The sequence below is a fragment of the Streptomyces sp. NPDC087901 genome, assembly GCF_044742205.1.
Taxonomy (GTDB): domain Bacteria; phylum Actinomycetota; class Actinomycetes; order Streptomycetales; family Streptomycetaceae; genus Streptomyces.
In genome coordinates, this window is the sequence record NZ_JBIUUC010000011.1 from 127,640 (window position 1) to 143,799 (window position 16,160).

Sequence of the window (16,160 nt, forward strand, 5' to 3'; positions counted from 1 at the left end):
TTTCCGAAATTCGTCTCGTTTCCAGATCCACGCAATCGGCTTGCGCTTCTTGCGCTAATCTTGCGCACATGACGCGACGACTTGCTCAGGTGGCACAGAAGGTTGGAGTCAGCGAGGCCACGGTCAGCCGGGTACTCAACGGCAAGCCGGGCGTTTCCGACGCCACGCGGCAGGCCGTTCTGTCCGCGCTGGACGTCCTCGGCTACGAGCGCCCGACCCAGCTGCGCGGCGAACGGGCCAGGCTGGTCGGGCTGGTCCTGCCCGAGCTGCAGAACCCGATCTTCCCCGCCTTCGCCGAGGTGGTCGGCGGTGCGCTCGCGCAGCAGGGCCTGACCCCGGTCCTGTGCACCCAGACCAAGGGCGGGGTCTCCGAGGCGGACTACGTCGAGCTGCTTCTGCAGCAGCAGGTCTCGGGCGTGGTCTTCGCCGGTGGTCTCTATGCCCAGGCCGACGCCCCCCACGATCACTACAAGGTGCTGGCCGACCGCAAGATCCCTGTCGTCCTGATCAACGCGGCCATCGCCCACCTCGGCTTCCCCTGCGTCTCCTGCGACGACTCCGTGGCCGTCGAGCAGGCCTGGCGCCACCTGGTCTCGCTCGGCCACGAGCGCATCGGTCTGGTGCTCGGCCCCTCGGACCACATGCCCTCGCAGCGCAAGCTGGCCGCCGCCCGGGTGCTCGCCGAGGCATCCGGCGCCACCATCCCGGACGAGTGGGTGGCCAGGGCGATGTTCTCTCTGGAGGGCGGGCAGGCGGCCGCCACACGACTGCTGGACGAGGGCGTCACCGGCTTCATCTGCGCCAGTGACCCGCTCGCCCTGGGTGCGGTCCGCGCGGCACGCCGCCGGGGCCTCTCGGTCCCCGCGGACGTCTCGGTCGTCGGGTACGACGACTCGGCGTTCATGAACTGCACCGAGCCGCCGCTCACCACTGTCCGCCAGCCGATCGAGGCCATGGGGCGGGCCGCCGTCGAGTTGCTCTCCGTGCAGATCGGAGGCCGTACGGTGCCGTCCGACGAGCTGCTCTTCGAGCCTGAGCTGGTGGTGCGGGGGTCGACGGCCCAGCCCCCGCGCGGCGCTTCCCGCTGACCGTCGCTAATTTGCGCTGTGGGAACCGGCTATTGCGATACGGCGGTGGGTAGCGGCTGGGGTGGCTGCGGGCCGGTGTACTGCCCACTCGGACGCATCCGCAGGGGGCGCTCCCCGTACTCCTCCAGGGCGTGCGCGATCCAGCCCGCCGTGCGGGAGATCGCGAACACCGTCTCTCCCGCCTCCACGACCATGCCCGAGGAGACGGAGAGCACAGCGAGCGCCAGATCGACATTGGCGTGCAGCGGGGTGTGGCGGGCGGTCGTGGCGACGACGTCACGGGCGGCGGCCAGGGCCGGCGCCGCCTGCGGGATCTCGGCGAGCAGCTCGAAGAGAGTGCGCGCCCGGGGGTCCTCGCCGGTGTAGAGCCGGTGGCCGAGTCCCGGCACCCGGCGTCCGGTACGCAGATGGTCCGCGACCACCGGAGCCGCCCCGCCCCGTTCCAGGACCTCGGTCAGCATGCGGTGCGCCAGCCCGCTCGCGGCGCCGTGCAGAGGACCCTCCAGTACCCCGAGCCCTGCCGAGACCACGGCGTAGGGATGGGCGCGGGCGGAGGCGGCGACCCGTGCCGCCAGGGTGGAGGCGGCCAGATCGTGATCGATCAGCAGCCCCAGCGCGGTGTCCAGTACCGCCAGTGACGCCTCGTCGGCCGGGCGGCCGGTGAGTTTCGGCCACAGCTGACGGGCCAGGCGGGGAGGTGCCGTCCCGTCCGTCGCCTCCCCGACGTCCTCCGTGACCGTCGGAAGTGCGGCGGCCAGGGTAGGGATCAGGCTCCGGGCGCCACCGAGCACCGCTTCGCGCGACAGGTCGAAACGCAGCGGATCGGCCGCGGCCGCCGCGACCACCGCCACCCGCAGCCGGTCCGTCGAGCCGCAGTGCGGCGGCAGCGCGCCGACCGCCCTGCGGGCCGCGGCGAGTGCCTCGGCCGGTGCTGTGAAGCGGACACTGGGTCGCAGCTCCCCGGTCCAGAGCCACTCCGCGACCTCCTCGTACGCATGGCGCCGGGCCAGCTCCGTGGCGTCGACGCCGCGGAAGAAGTACCGGTCGCTCCCGATGAGCGTGACGCCCGTGGGGAAGGACAGTGCGCCTGCCGGGGCAGTGGGCTCCCTGCGTCCCGTACGCCGGGCCAGGGCGTCGACCTCCGCCGCGTCGAACGTGCTTCCGCGCCCGCCCGGTGCGCGGTTGCTGCTGAGCTGGCCCCGGCTCACGTACGCGTACACCGTCTCGGGCTTCACGCCCAGGCGATCGGCCGTCTCGCGCGTGGTGAGCCGCTGCGCCAGGGGCTCGTTGAAGCCGCCCTCGCCTGCTTGATCCGTCATGCTGTCCACCGTATCCATATTGATTGAATCAACATTGACAGAACTCAAGTCAAGCATGGACAGTCGAATCAATGTCAACGCGCACGTAAACAGCAACGCGCACGTCAATGGCAACGCCCACGTCGACAGCGACGTGCGCGTCAACAGCAACGGGAATGTCCATGGAGGAAGCAATGACGACCACCACCGTCGACACACCGCTCGACGTCCCCCGGGGCCTGGCGGGTGTTGTCGTCACGGATACCGCCCTCGGCGACGTCCGGGGCCGCGAGGGCTTCTACCACTACCGGCAGTACTCGGCGATCGAACTGGCGCAGACCCGGAGTTTCGAGGATGTCTGGTACCTGATGACGGAGGGCGAACTGCCTGGCCCGGCAGCCCGCGCCGACTTCGCCGCCCGTACCGCCGGGCTGCGCCGGCTGCCGGCCGAGGTCCGCGACGCCCTGCCCGCCATAGCCCGCGCGGGCGCCGCGGCCGGTCAGCTCGCGGGGCTGCGCACGGCACTCTCCCTGCTCGGCGCCTCGGCCGGCTTCCGGCCGGTGTACGACATCGACGCGGAGCGGCGCCGCGGCGACGCCCTGGCCGCGTGCGCCGCCGTCCCCACGGTGCTGACAGCCCTGTACCGGCTGGGCCGGGGGCTCGAACCGGTGGAGCCGCGCGATGACCTGCCGTACGCGGCCAACTACCTCTACATGCTGACCGGCTCCGTACCGGACGCCGACCGGGTCAGGGCCGTCGAGCAGTACTTGATCTCCACCGTCGACCACGGCTTCAACGCCTCGACCTTCACCGGCCGCGTCGTCGCCTCCACCGGGGCGGACATCGCCGCCTGCCTGGTGGCCGCCGTCGGCGCACTCTCCGGGCCGCTGCACGGGGGTGCCCCCAGCCGCGCCCTCGACACCCTGGACGCCATCGGCACCCCCGACCGCATCGACGGCTGGATCCGCGAGCGGGTGCTCGCCGGCGACCGGATCATGGGCTTCGGACACCCCGTCTACCGCACCGAGGACCCGCGTTCGCGCATGCTGCGGTCCATCGCCCAGGGCTTCGGCGGCCCACTCGTGGACTTCGCCGTCGAGGTGGAACGGCAGGTCGAGGCGATCCTCGCCGAGCTCAAGCCGGGGCGTGAACTGCACACGAACGTGGAGTTCTACGCCGGAGTGGTCATGGAGCTGTGCGGCCTGCCGCGCGAGATGTTCACCCCGACCTTCTGCGCGGCGCGGATCGTCGGCTGGAGCGCCAATATCCTGGAGCAGGCGGAGGACTCGAAGATCATTCGCCCGGCGGCCCGGTACGTCGGTCCGCCGCCGCCCCAGCCGGTCCCGGCCGTGTGACACAGCAGGAAGGCCCCCCGTTGAACGCGTCGCCCCCGCCCCGCATCCGGCAGATCCCCGTCATCGTCCTCGCGGGATTCCTGGGATCCGGCAAGACGACGCTGCTCAACCACCTCCTGCGCCATCGCGCGGGAAACCGCATCGGTGTGATCGTCAACGACTTCGGGTCGATCGAGATCGACGCCATGACCGTCTCCGGGCAGGTCGGCTCGACCGTCTCACTGGGCGGCGGCTGTCTGTGCTGCGCGGTCGACGCGAGTGAACTGGACACCTACCTGGAGACCCTGACCCGGCCCGCCGCCCGCCTCGACGTGATCGTCATCGAGGCGAGCGGGCTCGCGGAACCCCAGGAACTCGTACGGATGCTCCTCGCCAGCGACAACCCGCACATCGTGTACGGGGGACTGGTCGAGGTGGTGGATGCCGCCGAGTTCGCCGCCACCCGGGAACGTCACCCGGAGATCGACCGCCATCTCGCCGTGGCCGACCTGGTCGTCCTGAACAAGACGGACCGGGCCGGGGAGGAGGCACCGGCGCGCATTCGGGAGGCTGTCGCGGTGACCGGCAGCACGGCGGCCGTCATCCCCGCCACGTACGGACGCATCGATCCGGAGCTGCTCTTCGACCCGGCGTTGCGGCCCGACGGCGAGGAGAAGGCCCGGCAGCTCACGTTCGAGGACCTGTACCTGGAGGAACGGGCGCGGGAGACCGGCGAGGAGCACGGGGAGCATCTGCACACGGCGTACGAGAGCGTCGACTTCACCTCCGACGTGCCGATGGACCCCCGCAGACTGATGGAGTTCCTCGACTCCCGGCCCGAGGGCCTCTACCGGATCAAGGGCCACGTCGACTTCGGCGCGGGCGATGCGGACAACGCCTACCCGGTGCACGCCGTCGGCAGGTTCCTGCGGTTCGCCCCCAGGCCCTGGACGCGCGGCGAGCCGCGGCTGACCCGGCTCGTCCTGATCGGTTCCGGCGTCGACGCGCAGGCCCTGCGCAAGGAGCTCGAAGGCTGTCGCGCACCGGCGGGGACGGGGCGGGAAACCGGGCGGGAAACGCCGCAGGACGCCGCACACGAGCGATCCATGTGGGGCGTCCTGCGGTACGTGCAACAGCCCGGCGACGACGACACGTAGCGCCGGGCCCGCGGCCTACACAGGGCCGGCGATCACCGCGACCGGGCTCTCCAGCGGTGTCCCCGAACCGTCACGCCGCGGATCGGGCTCGGGCAGCGTGGCCGGTGTGCCGTTCTTCTGCGCGGCCCTGGCCGGCGTCTCACCAGCCCAGGCGAACACCAGCACGTCCTCGCCCTTCAGGAACCGCTGGCAGCGCACCCCGCCGGTGGCGCGGCCCTTGCGCGGGTACTGGTCGAACGGGGTGAGCTTGCACGTCAGCACCGAATCGTCCAGCGTGCCGTGCGAACCGGCGACCGTGAACACCATGGCGTCCACCGCCGGATCCACCGCGGCGAACGAGAGCACCTCCGTCCCCGCGGTGAGCTTGACGCCCGCCATGCCGCCGGCCGGACGCCCCTGCGGGCGCACCTGCGCCGCCGGGTAGCGCAGCAACTGCGCGTCCGAGGTGATGAAGACCAGGTCCTCCTCGCCGGTGCGCAGCTCGGCCGCACCGACGATCCGGTCACCGTCCTTGAGGGTGATGACCTCCAGCTCCTCCTTGTTGGCGGGATAGTCGGGCACCACGCGCTTCACGACGCCCTGCAGGGTGCCGATCGCCAGCCCCGGTGAGGACTCGTCGAGCGTGGTGAGGCAGACGACCTCCTCGTCCGCCTCCAGCGTGAGGAACTCACCGACCATGGCCCCGCCCGACAGATTGGGTGCCGCATGGGTGTCCGGCAGCTGCGGCAGATCGATCACCGCGAGCCGCAACAGCCGCCCGGTGGACGTCACCACGCCGACATCGCCGCGCGCCGTGGCCGGCACCGCCGACACGATCACGTCGTGCTTGGCCCGCTTGGCGTCCTCGGCGAAGACGATCGGGTCGTCGTTGGCCGTACGTGCCAGCAGACCGGTCGAGGACAGCAGCACACGGCACGGGTCGTCCGCCACCTCCAGCGGCACCGAGGCGACCTGCGAACCGGCCGACTCCAGCAGCACCGTGCGCCGGTCGGTGCCGAACTTCTTCGCGACCGACGCCAGTTCCGTGGAGACGAGCTTGCGCAGCTCGGCGTCCGATTCGAGGATCGCGGTCAGCTCGGCGATCTCGGCATTGAGCCGGTCGCGCTCGCTCTCCAGCTCGATCCGGTCGAACCGGGTCAGCCGGCGCAGCGGGGTGTCCAGGATGTACTGGGTCTGGATCTCGCTCAGCGAGAAGTGCTCGATGAGCCGCTCCTTGGCCTGCGCCGAGTTGTCGCTGGAGCGGATGAGGCGGATGACCTCGTCGATGTCGATCAGCGCGACGAGGAGGCCCTCGACCAGGTGAAGCCGGTTGCGGCGCTTGGTCCGGCGGAACTCGCTGCGCCGGCGCACCACGTCGAAGCGGTGGTCGAGGTAGACCTCCAGGAGCTCCTTGAGGCCCAGCGTGAGCGGCTGTCCGTCGACCAGCGCCACGTTGTTGATGCCGAAGGACTCCTCCATCGGCGTCAGCTTGTAGAGCTGCTCCAGCACGGCCTCGGGGACGAAGCCGTTCTTGATCTCGATGACCAGACGCAGCCCGTGCGAGCGGTCGGTGAGGTCCTTGACGTCGGCGATGCCCTGCAGCTTCTTCGCCGAGACCAGGTCCTTGATCTTGGCGATCACCTTCTCCGGGCCGACGGTGAAGGGCAGTTCGGTGACGACCAGGCCCTTGCGGCGCGGTGTGACGTTCTCCACGGCGACCGTGGAACGGATCTTGAACGAGCCGCGGCCGGCCGTGTAGGCGTCCTTGATGCCGCCCAGGCCCACGATCCGGCCGCCGGTCGGCAGGTCGGGACCGGGGACGAACCGCATCAGGGTCTCCAGGTCCGCACCCGGATGCTTGATGAGGTGGCGGGCGGCGGCGATGACCTCGCCCAGGTTGTGCGGCGGCATGTTGGTCGCCATGCCGACCGCGATGCCGGTCGTGCCGTTGACCAGGAGGTTCGGATAGGCGGCAGGGAGGACGACCGGTTCCTGCTCCTGGCCGTCGTAGTTCGACTGGAAGGCGACGGTTTCCTCGTCGATCGACTCCGTCATCAATGACGTCGCGTCGGCCATCCGGCATTCGGTGTACCGCATGGCGGCTGGCGGGTCGTCGTTGCCGAGCGAGCCGAAGTTCCCGTGCCCGTCGACGAGGGGGAGCCGCATGGAGAACGGCTGCGCCATCCGCACCAGCGCGTCGTAGATCGACGCGTCTCCGTGCGGGTGCAACTTACCCATGACCTCGCCGACCACACGGGCGCACTTCACGAAGCCGCGTTCCGGGCGCAGGCCCATCTCGTTCATCTGGTAGACGATGCGGCGGTGCACCGGCTTCAGGCCGTCACGGGCGTCAGGCAGGGCCCGTGAGTAGATCACCGAGTACGCGTACTCGAGGAAGGAGCCCTGCATTTCGTCGACGACGTCGATGTCGAGGATCTTCTCCTCGAAGTCGACCGGCGGCGGGGTCTTCGTGCTGCGGCGGGCCATCGCTGCTGCGACTCCTTCACGGATTCTGTTCGGGCAACCTCAGGTTCTGACGCGCACCATTGTGGACCGCCCCACTGACAACCCGGACCTCGACCCGTCCCAAAGGGCGTTCTCCACCCGTCCCGAGGCGGTCGGAACCCTCTTTCCCGCGAACTTTCGCGGCACGGGAACTTCGCCAGGTGTCGGTGCGCTTGCTTACAGTGGCAGGTCTCGCACCAAATCCAGTATCGCGATCGAAGGGACGTACATGCCCATGGGTCACACGGCCACAGCCCAGGCCGGCTCCGGCGGCTTGACAGCGACCGAGCACCGTCTGGCCAACGGCCTGCGCGTGGTGCTCTCCGAGGACCATCTGACCCCGGTCGCCGCGGTGTGCCTCTGGTACGACGTCGGTTCGCGCCACGAGGTCAAGGGACGCACCGGTCTGGCTCACCTCTTCGAGCACCTGATGTTCCAGGGCTCCGGCCAGGTCAAGGGGAACGGACACTTCGAGCTGGTCCAGGGCGCCGGCGGCTCCCTCAACGGGACGACCAGCTTCGAGCGGACCAACTACTTCGAGACGATGCCGACACACCAGCTGGAGCTGGCCCTGTGGCTCGAGGCCGACCGGATGGGCTCGCTGCTCGCCGCGCTCGACGAGGAGTCCATGGAGAACCAGCGCGACGTCGTCAAGAACGAGCGCCGACAGCGCTACGACAACGTCCCGTACGGCACCGCGTTCGAGAAACTGACCGCGCTCGCCTACCCGGAGGGCCACCCCTACCACCACACCCCGATCGGCTCGATGGCCGACCTGGACGCCGCGACACTGGAAGACGCGCAGACCTTCTTCCGTACGTACTACGCGCCGAACAACGCCGTGCTCTCCGTCGTCGGTGACATCGACCCCGAGCAGACGCTCGCCTGGATCGAGAAGTACTTCGGCACCATCCCCTCGCACGACGGCAAGCAGCCGCCGCGCGACGGCGCGCTCCCCGGGACCATCGGCGGTGAGCTGCGCGAGGAGATCCGCGAGGAGGTCCCGGCGCGTGCGCTGATGGCCGCCTACCGGCTGCCGCACGACGGCACCCGGGAGTGCGACGCCGCGGACCTCGCTCTGACGGTGCTGGGCGGCGGCGAGTCGTCCCGGCTGCACAACCGCCTGGTCCGTCGCGACAGGACGGCCGTCGCGGCCGGATTCGGGCTGCTGCGGCTCGCGGGCGCACCCTCGCTCGGCTGGCTGGACGTCAAGACGTCCGGTGGTGTCGAGGTGCCGCAGATCGAGACCGCGGTCGACGAGGAGCTGGCCCGGTTCGCCGAGGAGGGGCCCACACCGGAGGAAATGGAGCGGGCTCAGGCTCAGTTGGAGCGCGAGTGGCTGGACCGTCTCGGTACGGTCGCGGGCCGTGCCGATGAACTGTGCCGGTTCGCTGTGCTGTTCGGTGACCCGCAGCTCGCCCTGACCGCTGTGCACCGGGTGCTCGATGTCACCGCGGAGGAGGTCAAGGCTGCCGCCAGGGCCCAGCTGCGGCCCGACAACCGGGCGGTGCTGGTCTACGAGCCGCTCGAGCCCGCCGAGGCCGCCGAAGAGGCGGATGCCGCCGACACCGACACCGACGCGCACGAAGGAGCGGACAAGTGACCGACGCTGCCGCGACTGGAGTTTCGATGGAGTACCACCCGCAGCCCGCCCCAGGCGTGGCCAGGCCCTGGGCCTTCCCCGCGCCTGAGCGCGGCTCCCTGCCCAACGGGCTCACCGTGCTGCGCTGCCACCGCCCCGGCCAGCAGGTCGTGGCGGTCGAGATCTTCCTCGACGCCCCGCTGGACGCCGAGCCCGAGGGCCTGGACGGGGTCGCCACGATCATGTCGCGCGCCCTGTCCGAGGGCACCGACAAGCACAGTGCCGAGGAGTTCGCCGCCGAGCTGGAACGGTGCGGAGCCACGCTCGACGCCCACGCCGACCACCCCGGTGTCCGGGTCTCCCTGGAGGTTCCGGCCTCCCGGCTCGCCAAGGCGCTCGGCCTGGTCTCCGAGGCCCTGCGGGCGCCGGCCTTCGCCGACAGCGAGGTCGAGCGGCTGGTGGGCAACCGGCTGGACGAGATCCCGCACGAGCAGGCCAACCCCGCCCGGCGCGCCGCCAAGCAGCTCTCGAAGGAGCTCTTCCCGGCCACGGCCCGCATGTCGCGTCCCCGCCAGGGCACCGAGGAGACCGTGGCACGGATCGACTCCGCCGCCGTGCGCGCCTTCTACGACGCCCACGTCCGCCCGTCGACCGCGACCGCTGTGGTTGTCGGCGACCTCACGGGCATCGACCTGGACGCCCTGCTCGCCGACACCGTCGGCGACTGGTCGGGCAACACCGCCGAGCCCCGCCCCGTCCCGCCGATCACCGCCGACGACGCGGGCCGGGTGGTGATCGTGGACCGCCCCGGCGCGGTGCAGACCCAGCTGCTGATCGGCCGCATCGGCGCCGACCGGCACGACAGCGTCTGGCCGGCGCAGGTGCTCGGCACGTACTGCCTGGGAGGCACGCTCACCTCCCGGCTCGACCGGGTGCTGCGCGAGGAGAAGGGCTACACCTACGGCGTGCGGGCCTTCGCCCAGGTGCTGCGCTCCTCGGCCCCGGACTCCGCCTCCGGGGCGACGGGCGCCGCGATGCTCGCCATCAGCGGTTCCGTGGACACGGAGTCCACCGGCCCGGCGCTGCAGGACCTGTGGACGGTCCTGCGGACCCTGGCGGCCGAAGGACTGACGGACGCCGAGCGCGAGACGGCCGTGCAGAACCTCGTGGGTGTCGCCCCGCTCAAGTTCGAGACGGCGGCCTCGGTCGCGGGCACCCTCGCCGACCAGGTCGAGCAGCATCTCCCGGACGACTACCAGGCGCACCTGTACGCGCGCCTCGCGGAGACCGGCACCGTCGAGGCGACCGCGGCCGTGGTCAACGCCTTCCCGCAGGACCGGCTGGTCACGGTTCTGGTCGGTGACGCGGCGCAGATCGCCGAGCCCGTCCGGGCGCTCGGCATCGGCGAGGTGTCGGTCGTGGCCGGCTGAGCCGACCGGCTACTTCACCTGATACCGGGGCAAACGGAAGGCCCTGACGGAGCTGCCTCCGTGAGGGCCTTCCGTTTTGTCTGCTTTGCGGGAGAGGTTGCCCGTCTGCCCTGTGGGATGCGCTACAAAATGGCCTGTCCGTTTGGTGTGGGGAAGTGACCCCGCTTAGCGTCGGCTCCGCTGTCCGTCACTCGTATGCCGCATCCGCGACGTACCGGACAGTCATCGCCGAGTCCCCGTCAGGCGCGAGCCTGGGGAGCCGGGGACCCACGCAGTCCCTGGGGTGAATCGGATGCCTGAGCCTCGTACGAGGCCGGGGGATCCGTAGGAGACCTTCCTGCTCCGAACCCGTCAGCTAACCCGGTAGGCGAGAAGGAAGGAAAGGAACCAGCCACTTCATGGCGTTCACCCGTGCCACCGGGAAGCACCGTGCCCCGAGCCGCCTGACGCGCACCGGCGCGAAGGCCGTCGGCATCGCGACTCTGGCCACCACCGGCGTCATCGGCGGACTGGCCTCCCCGGCCCTCGCCGCGGACACCGAGACCCCCGCCGTCAGCGAGACCGGCCTCACCCAGGTCATCGCCATCGAGAACGTCCTCGCCGACCGGATCGAAGCACAGGCGGACGCGCAGCGGCACCAGGCCGACGTCGCGGAGAAGAAGGCCAAGGCCGAGGCGGCCAAGAAGAAGGCCGAGGCGAAGAAGAAGGCGGAGCTCAAGGCGAAGGCCAAGGCCAAGGCGGCCGCGAAGGCGAAGGCCGCCGCCCGCGCCGAGGAGGCCCGCGAGAGCGCCTCCCGCGCCGCCCGTTCCGCCGAGCGCGCCAGGCTCGGTTACTTCCAGCTTCCTGTCGCCGGTTCGTACGTGAGCACCGGCTACAAGTCCAGCGGCTCGCTCTGGTCCTCCGGCAGCCACTCCGGCATCGACTTCCACGCCGCGTCCGGCAGCTCCGTCGTCGCCGTCGGCGCCGGCACGGTCGTCGAGGCCGGCTGGGGCGGCGCGTACGGCAACAACATCGTGCTGCGGATGACGGACGGCACGTACACCCAGTACGGCCACCTCTCCTCGATCGGTGTGTCCGTCGGTCAGAGTGTCGGCGGCGGACAGCAGATCGGCCTCTCCGGCTCCACCGGGAACTCGACCGGCCCGCACCTCCACTTCGAGGCCCGGACCACACCCTCGTACGGCTCCGACATGGACCCGGTCGCCTACCTGCGCGCCCACGGCGTCACCGTCTGACCGACCCCAGGACACCGACGAAGGCCCCGGCATCACGCCGGGGCCTTCGCTGTGTGTCGGCATGCCGCGCCGTTCCGCGCCGGTCGTTCCCGAACGGCCGGTGACCAAAAGATATTCATGAATTTCCACCCGCCGTCGGAAATGCGACCGCATTGCAATAGAGTCACAGGACAGGCGTCGATCGGCCGCGTTTCGCGGGGATTAAGGCGGAGGTTCGGACATGCGCATTCCGGCGCATTCGGTATGCACGGCAATCCGTGAAGACATCGTCTTGGGTGTCTTCGAGCGCGGCAGCCGACTCACCGAGGAGGTGCTCGCGCGCCGTTACGGGGTCTCCCGGGTCCCGGTGCGGGAAGCGCTGCGCACCCTGGAGTCCGAGGGGTTCGTGGTCACCCGCAGGCACGCCGGAGCCTGCGTCGCCGAGCCCACCGAGCAGGAGGCCGCCGACCTCCTGGAGGTCCGGATGCTCCTGGAGCCGCTCGGTGCGGCCCGGGCCGCCCACCGTCGCACGGACCCGCACCTCAAGGTGCTGCGCGGCCTGGTCAGGCTCGGTCAGGAGCGGGCCCGCAGGGGGGAGGGCGACGATCTGCGCTCCCTGGGCGGCTGGTTCCACGAGACGCTCGCGCAGGCCTCCGGCAGTCCCGGCCTGATCGCGATGCTCACCCAGCTCCGGCACAAGACCGCCTGGATGTACGTGGTCGAGCACCCGGCCCGTCCGGCCGATTCGTGGGCCGAGCACGGAGCGATCGTGGACGCCGTGGCGCGCGGTGACGCGGAGAGGGCGAGGTCCCTGGCCGCCCAGCATGCCGAGCGGGCCACCACCGCGTACCGGCTGCGCCGCCCCGGCCGGCCGGATGCCGCTGCGGTCCGCCCCGCCCGGGTGAGGACCTCGCAACATGCCGTAAACACACCGAGCGGCCGGCATTAACAATTGCGCCGTATACAAAGAATAGGCATTCCGCAGGGCTTTCTTTCTGCTGCCCTAATGGACTTCGGCGGAACCGATTTGCCGGGCGCGTCCCTTTGCCGGGCGAAGGCCGTTCGTGTTGTGAAGGTCTTCACCTAAACGAAAGAGCCGCGGCTCCCGGTGAAGGGTGCCGCGGCTCTTCCGCAGGAATGCCTGCTGTCGTGACCCGTCGGGGTCAGACGGTCTCCGGAAGCTCGTCGAGCCCCTCGGCGACCAGCTTGGACAGACGGTCCAGGGCGGCTTCGGCGTTGTCGGCCTCGGACGCGAGGACGATCTCCTCGCCGCCCTGCGCGCCGAGCCCGAGAACGGCGAGCATGGAGGCCGCGTTCACCGGGTTGCCGTCGGCCTTGGCAATGGTCACGGGGATGCCGGAAGCCGTGGCGGCACGGACGAAGATGGAAGCGGGGCGGGCGTGCAGGCCCTCGGCCCAACCGACGTTGACGCGGCGCTCAGCCATGGTTCTGCCCTTCACGAATCAATGGTTGTCTAGACCAGTCTCTCATGCAGTGCGCGATGCTCCGGCCGACTCGCGAGCTGTTCTCGGCCCGCGCATACCGTCGCCCGGCCCCCCTCAGACTGCCCCTGCCCCGACCCCCACGCGACCGGTGACGGAGCCGTAGGCTTTGCCCATGCAGCCCTCTCCGGAGCAGAGTCCGCATCACGCCTACCCCGATCACTGGGAGGCGGACGTGGTGCTCCGCGACGGCGGCACCGCGCGCATCAGGCCCATCACCACGGACGATGCCGACCGGCTGGTCAGCTTCTACGAGCAGGTCTCCGACGAGTCGAAGTACTACCGCTTCTTCGCTCCCTACCCCCGGCTGTCCGCCAAGGACGTCCACCGCTTCACCCATCACGACTACGTCGACCGGGTGGGACTGGCCGTCATGGTGGGCGGCGAGTTCATCGCCACCGTCCGCTACGACCGGATCAACGAGCAGGGCAGGCCCGCCTCGGCCCCGGCCGACGAGGCCGAGGTCGCCTTCCTCGTCCAAGACGCGCATCAGGGCCGCGGAGTCGCCTCGGCCCTGCTCGAACACGTCGCGGCCGTCGCGCGCGAACGGGGCATCCGCCGCTTCGCCGCCGAGGTGCTGCCGGCCAACAACAAAATGATCAAGGTGTTCCGGGACGCCGGGTACACCCAGCAGCGCAGCTTCGAGGACGGCTCCGTCCACCTCACCCTGGACCTGGAGCCGACCGCCGAGTCGCTGGCCGTCCAGCGCGCCCGGGAACACCGGGCGGAGGCCCGCTCCGTGCAGCGGCTGCTCGCCCCCGGCTCCGTCGCCGTCATCGGCGCGGGCCGCACCCCCGGCGGTGTAGGCCGTACGGTGCTGCGCAACCTTCTGAGCGCCGGCTTCACCGGCCGCACCTACGCCGTGAACAGCGCGTTCGCCGCCGATCAGGCCACGATCGACGGCGTGCCCGCCCACCGCTCCCTCGGTGAGATCGGGGAACCGGTCGACCTGGCCGTCGTCGCCGTCCCCGCCGACCGCGTGCCGGAGGCCGTCGCGGACTGCGGGGAACACGGCGTCCAAGGGCTCGTCGTGCTGTCCGCCGGATACGCGGAGTGGGGGGCCGAAGGCCGCGAACGCCAGCGCGAACTGGTGCGCCAGGCCCGCTCGTACGGCATGCGGATCATCGGCCCGAACGCTTTCGGCATCATCAACAACTCCGAGGCCGTCCGGCTCAACGCCTCCCTCGCGCCCGAACGGCCCGCCTCCGGACGCATCGGCCTGTTCACCCAGTCCGGCGCGATCGGCATCGCCCTGCTCTCCGGGCTCTACCGGCGCGGCGCGGGGCTCTCCACCTTCATCTCGGCCGGCAACCGCGCCGACATCTCCGGCAACGACTTCCTCCAGTACTGGTACGAGGACCCGGACACCGATGTCGCCCTCCTCTACCTGGAGTCGCTCGGCAACCCCCGCAAGTTCACCCGCCTCGCCCGGCGGATCGCGGCCGTGAAGCCGGTGGTCGTCGTGAAGGGCGCCCGGCACAGCGGCTCCACCCCGCCCGGCCACGCGGTCCCCGTCAGCCGGATCCCGGACGCGACGGTCTCCGCGCTGATGCGGCAGGCGGGCGTGATCCGCGTCGACACGGTGACGGAGATGGTCGACGCGGGCCTGCTCCTGGCCGACCAGCCGCTCCCCGCCGGCGGACGGGTCGCGATCCTCGGCAACTCGGAGTCCCTCGGGCTGCTCACGTACGACGCCTGCCTGGCGGAAGGGCTGCGCCCGCGCCCGCCCGTCGACCTCACCACGGCCGCCACCCCGCAGGACTTCAGGGACGCACTGGCCGAGGCGCTGGCCGACGACGGCTGCGACGCCGTCGTCGTGACGGCGATCCCGTGGGTGGGCGAGAACGGCGAGGCGGAGTCGGGCGACGGGGAGGTCCTGGCCACCGCCCTGCACGCGGCAGCCGCCGCAGGTCCGGCCAAGCCCGTGACCGTCGTCCATGTGGAGATCGGCGGCCTGGCGGAGGCCCTGGCCGCCGCGACCAGCACGGTGGCGCAGCAGCGCCCGGGGCAGGCGTCGCCGGGACGCCCGGCTGCGGCCCCACCCGGCCCCCGGCCGGTCGGTGCCGCCGCGGACCCGGCCCCCGGAGCCGCCGATCCCGGCGCCCCCGCCCCCGAATCCCCGGCCCCCCGTGCCGTCGGCCGGATCCCCGCCTACCCCGCCGCCGAACGCGCGGTCCGGGCGCTCGCCGAAGCCGTGCGGTACGCCCAGTGGCGTCGCCAGGCCGCGGTCCCCGGAAAGGTGCCCGAGTTCCTCGACGACACGATTGACGAGCCGGCGGCAGCCGCCCTCATCGACGCCCTGCTCGGCCCGGACCCCGATCCGCGTGGCCGGCCCCTGGAACACGACGAGGCCCGCGAACTCCTCGCCTGTTACGGCATCACCGTCCGGCCCACCCTCCCGGCTCCCGGGCCGGACGAGGCCGTGGCCGCGGCGGCGCGGCTCGGCTACCCCGTTGCGCTGAAGACGACCGCGCCCCATCTGCGTCACCGCGCCGACCTCGGCGGAGTCCGCCTGGACCTCGACGGCGAGAGCGCGCTGCGCCGGGCGTACGGCGAACTGACCGACCTGCTCGGCAAGCCCGCCGAGCTCCGGCCAGTCGTGCAGTCGATGGCCCCGCGCGGCGTCGACACCGTCGTACGGGCCGCCATCGACCCGGCGGCCGGCGCCGTCCTCTCCTTCGGCCTGGCGGGCGCACCCTCCGAACTCCTTGGTGACACCGGGCACCGCCTGGTGCCCGCCACCGACCGCGACGCCGCCGAACTGATCCGGTCCATCCGGGCGGCCCCGGTCCTCTTCGGATGGCGCGGCTCGGCGCCCGTGGACACCGCCGCACTGGAGGAACTGCTGCTGCGGGTCTCGCGGCTGGTCGACGACCATCCCGAGGTGGTCTCCATCGCCCTGGAACCGGTCGTGGTCGCCACCCACGGGCTGACCGTCCTCGGAGCGAGCGTCCGGCTCTCGCCACCCCCGGCCCGGACCGACCTGGGCCCCCGCCGCCTGTCCAACTACTGACCCGCGCCTCCCGCCTCCCGTCCGGTGGGGTGGCAGGACGTCCCGGGCAGTCACCAGC

General features: G+C 71.3%; 11 protein-coding genes and 1 riboswitch. Of the genes, 8 read left to right on the top strand and 3 right to left on the bottom strand.

Translation table 11 applies throughout. The features are described from left to right. Positions 1–68 precede the first annotated feature (68 nt). Positions 69–1,088, top strand: a complete 1,020-nt coding sequence (locus ACIOEW_RS29165; RefSeq protein WP_362549467.1) for a LacI family DNA-binding transcriptional regulator — start codon at positions 69–71, stop codon at positions 1,086–1,088. 29 nt (positions 1,089–1,117) lie between these two features. On the opposite strand, the gene ACIOEW_RS29170 is transcribed toward ACIOEW_RS29165, so the two are convergent. Further along, positions 1,118–2,407, bottom strand: a complete 1,290-nt coding sequence (locus ACIOEW_RS29170) for a citrate/2-methylcitrate synthase (protein ID WP_401967238.1) — start codon at positions 2,405–2,407, stop codon at positions 1,118–1,120. Between the two features lie 173 nt (positions 2,408–2,580). Between ACIOEW_RS29170 and ACIOEW_RS29175 the strand changes: the two genes are divergently transcribed. Continuing rightward, complete coding sequence (locus tag ACIOEW_RS29175; protein WP_401967240.1) at positions 2,581–3,741, top strand: citrate synthase; 1,161 nt, start codon at positions 2,581–2,583, stop codon at positions 3,739–3,741. Between the two features lie 20 nt (positions 3,742–3,761). Continuing rightward, positions 3,762–4,877 carry a CobW family GTP-binding protein gene (locus ACIOEW_RS29180; protein ID WP_401967242.1) on the top strand — a complete coding sequence of 372 codons (1,116 nt, stop codon included), beginning with the start codon at positions 3,762–3,764 and terminating at the stop codon, positions 4,875–4,877. A gap of 15 nt (positions 4,878–4,892) precedes the next feature. On the opposite strand, the gene ACIOEW_RS29185 is transcribed toward ACIOEW_RS29180, so the two are convergent. Continuing rightward, on the bottom strand, positions 4,893–7,343 hold the full coding sequence (locus ACIOEW_RS29185; RefSeq protein WP_362549479.1) for a DNA topoisomerase IV subunit A: 2,451 nt from the start codon (positions 7,341–7,343) through the stop codon (positions 4,893–4,895). 247 nt (positions 7,344–7,590) lie between these two features. On the opposite strand from ACIOEW_RS29185, the gene ACIOEW_RS29190 reads away from it, so the two are divergent. The 4 genes from ACIOEW_RS29190 to ACIOEW_RS29205 all read left to right on the top strand — a co-directional run bounded on the left by ACIOEW_RS29190 (position 7,591) and on the right by ACIOEW_RS29205 (position 12,536). Further along, positions 7,591–8,964: a pitrilysin family protein gene (locus tag ACIOEW_RS29190; RefSeq protein ID WP_362549482.1), complete on the top strand. Its 1,374-nt coding sequence runs from the start codon at positions 7,591–7,593 to the stop codon at positions 8,962–8,964. A gap of 26 nt (positions 8,965–8,990) precedes the next feature. Continuing rightward, positions 8,991–10,373: a M16 family metallopeptidase gene (locus ACIOEW_RS29195; RefSeq protein ID WP_401967430.1), complete on the top strand. Its 1,383-nt coding sequence runs from the start codon at positions 8,991–8,993 to the stop codon at positions 10,371–10,373. 216 nt (positions 10,374–10,589) lie between these two features. Then, positions 10,590–10,758, top strand: a riboswitch (cyclic di-AMP (ydaO/yuaA leader). Between the two features lie 13 nt (positions 10,759–10,771). Next, positions 10,772–11,608, top strand: coding sequence for a M23 family metallopeptidase (locus tag ACIOEW_RS29200; protein WP_401967245.1), 837 nt, complete (start codon positions 10,772–10,774; stop codon positions 11,606–11,608). A 220-nt stretch (positions 11,609–11,828) separates the two neighbouring features. Continuing rightward, positions 11,829–12,536, top strand: a complete 708-nt coding sequence (locus ACIOEW_RS29205; RefSeq protein ID WP_401967247.1) for a GntR family transcriptional regulator — start codon at positions 11,829–11,831, stop codon at positions 12,534–12,536. A gap of 214 nt (positions 12,537–12,750) precedes the next feature. On the opposite strand, the gene ACIOEW_RS29210 is transcribed toward ACIOEW_RS29205, so the two are convergent. Continuing rightward, complete coding sequence (locus ACIOEW_RS29210; RefSeq protein ID WP_123462851.1) at positions 12,751–13,032, bottom strand: HPr family phosphocarrier protein; 282 nt, start codon at positions 13,030–13,032, stop codon at positions 12,751–12,753. Between the two features lie 172 nt (positions 13,033–13,204). Here ACIOEW_RS29210 and ACIOEW_RS29215 point away from each other — a divergent pair, with 172 nt between their 5' ends. Beyond that, entirely contained in the window at positions 13,205–16,102 is a 2,898-nt protein-coding gene (locus ACIOEW_RS29215) for a GNAT family N-acetyltransferase (RefSeq protein WP_401967251.1), read from the top strand. The last annotated feature ends 58 nt before the right edge of the window (positions 16,103–16,160 follow it).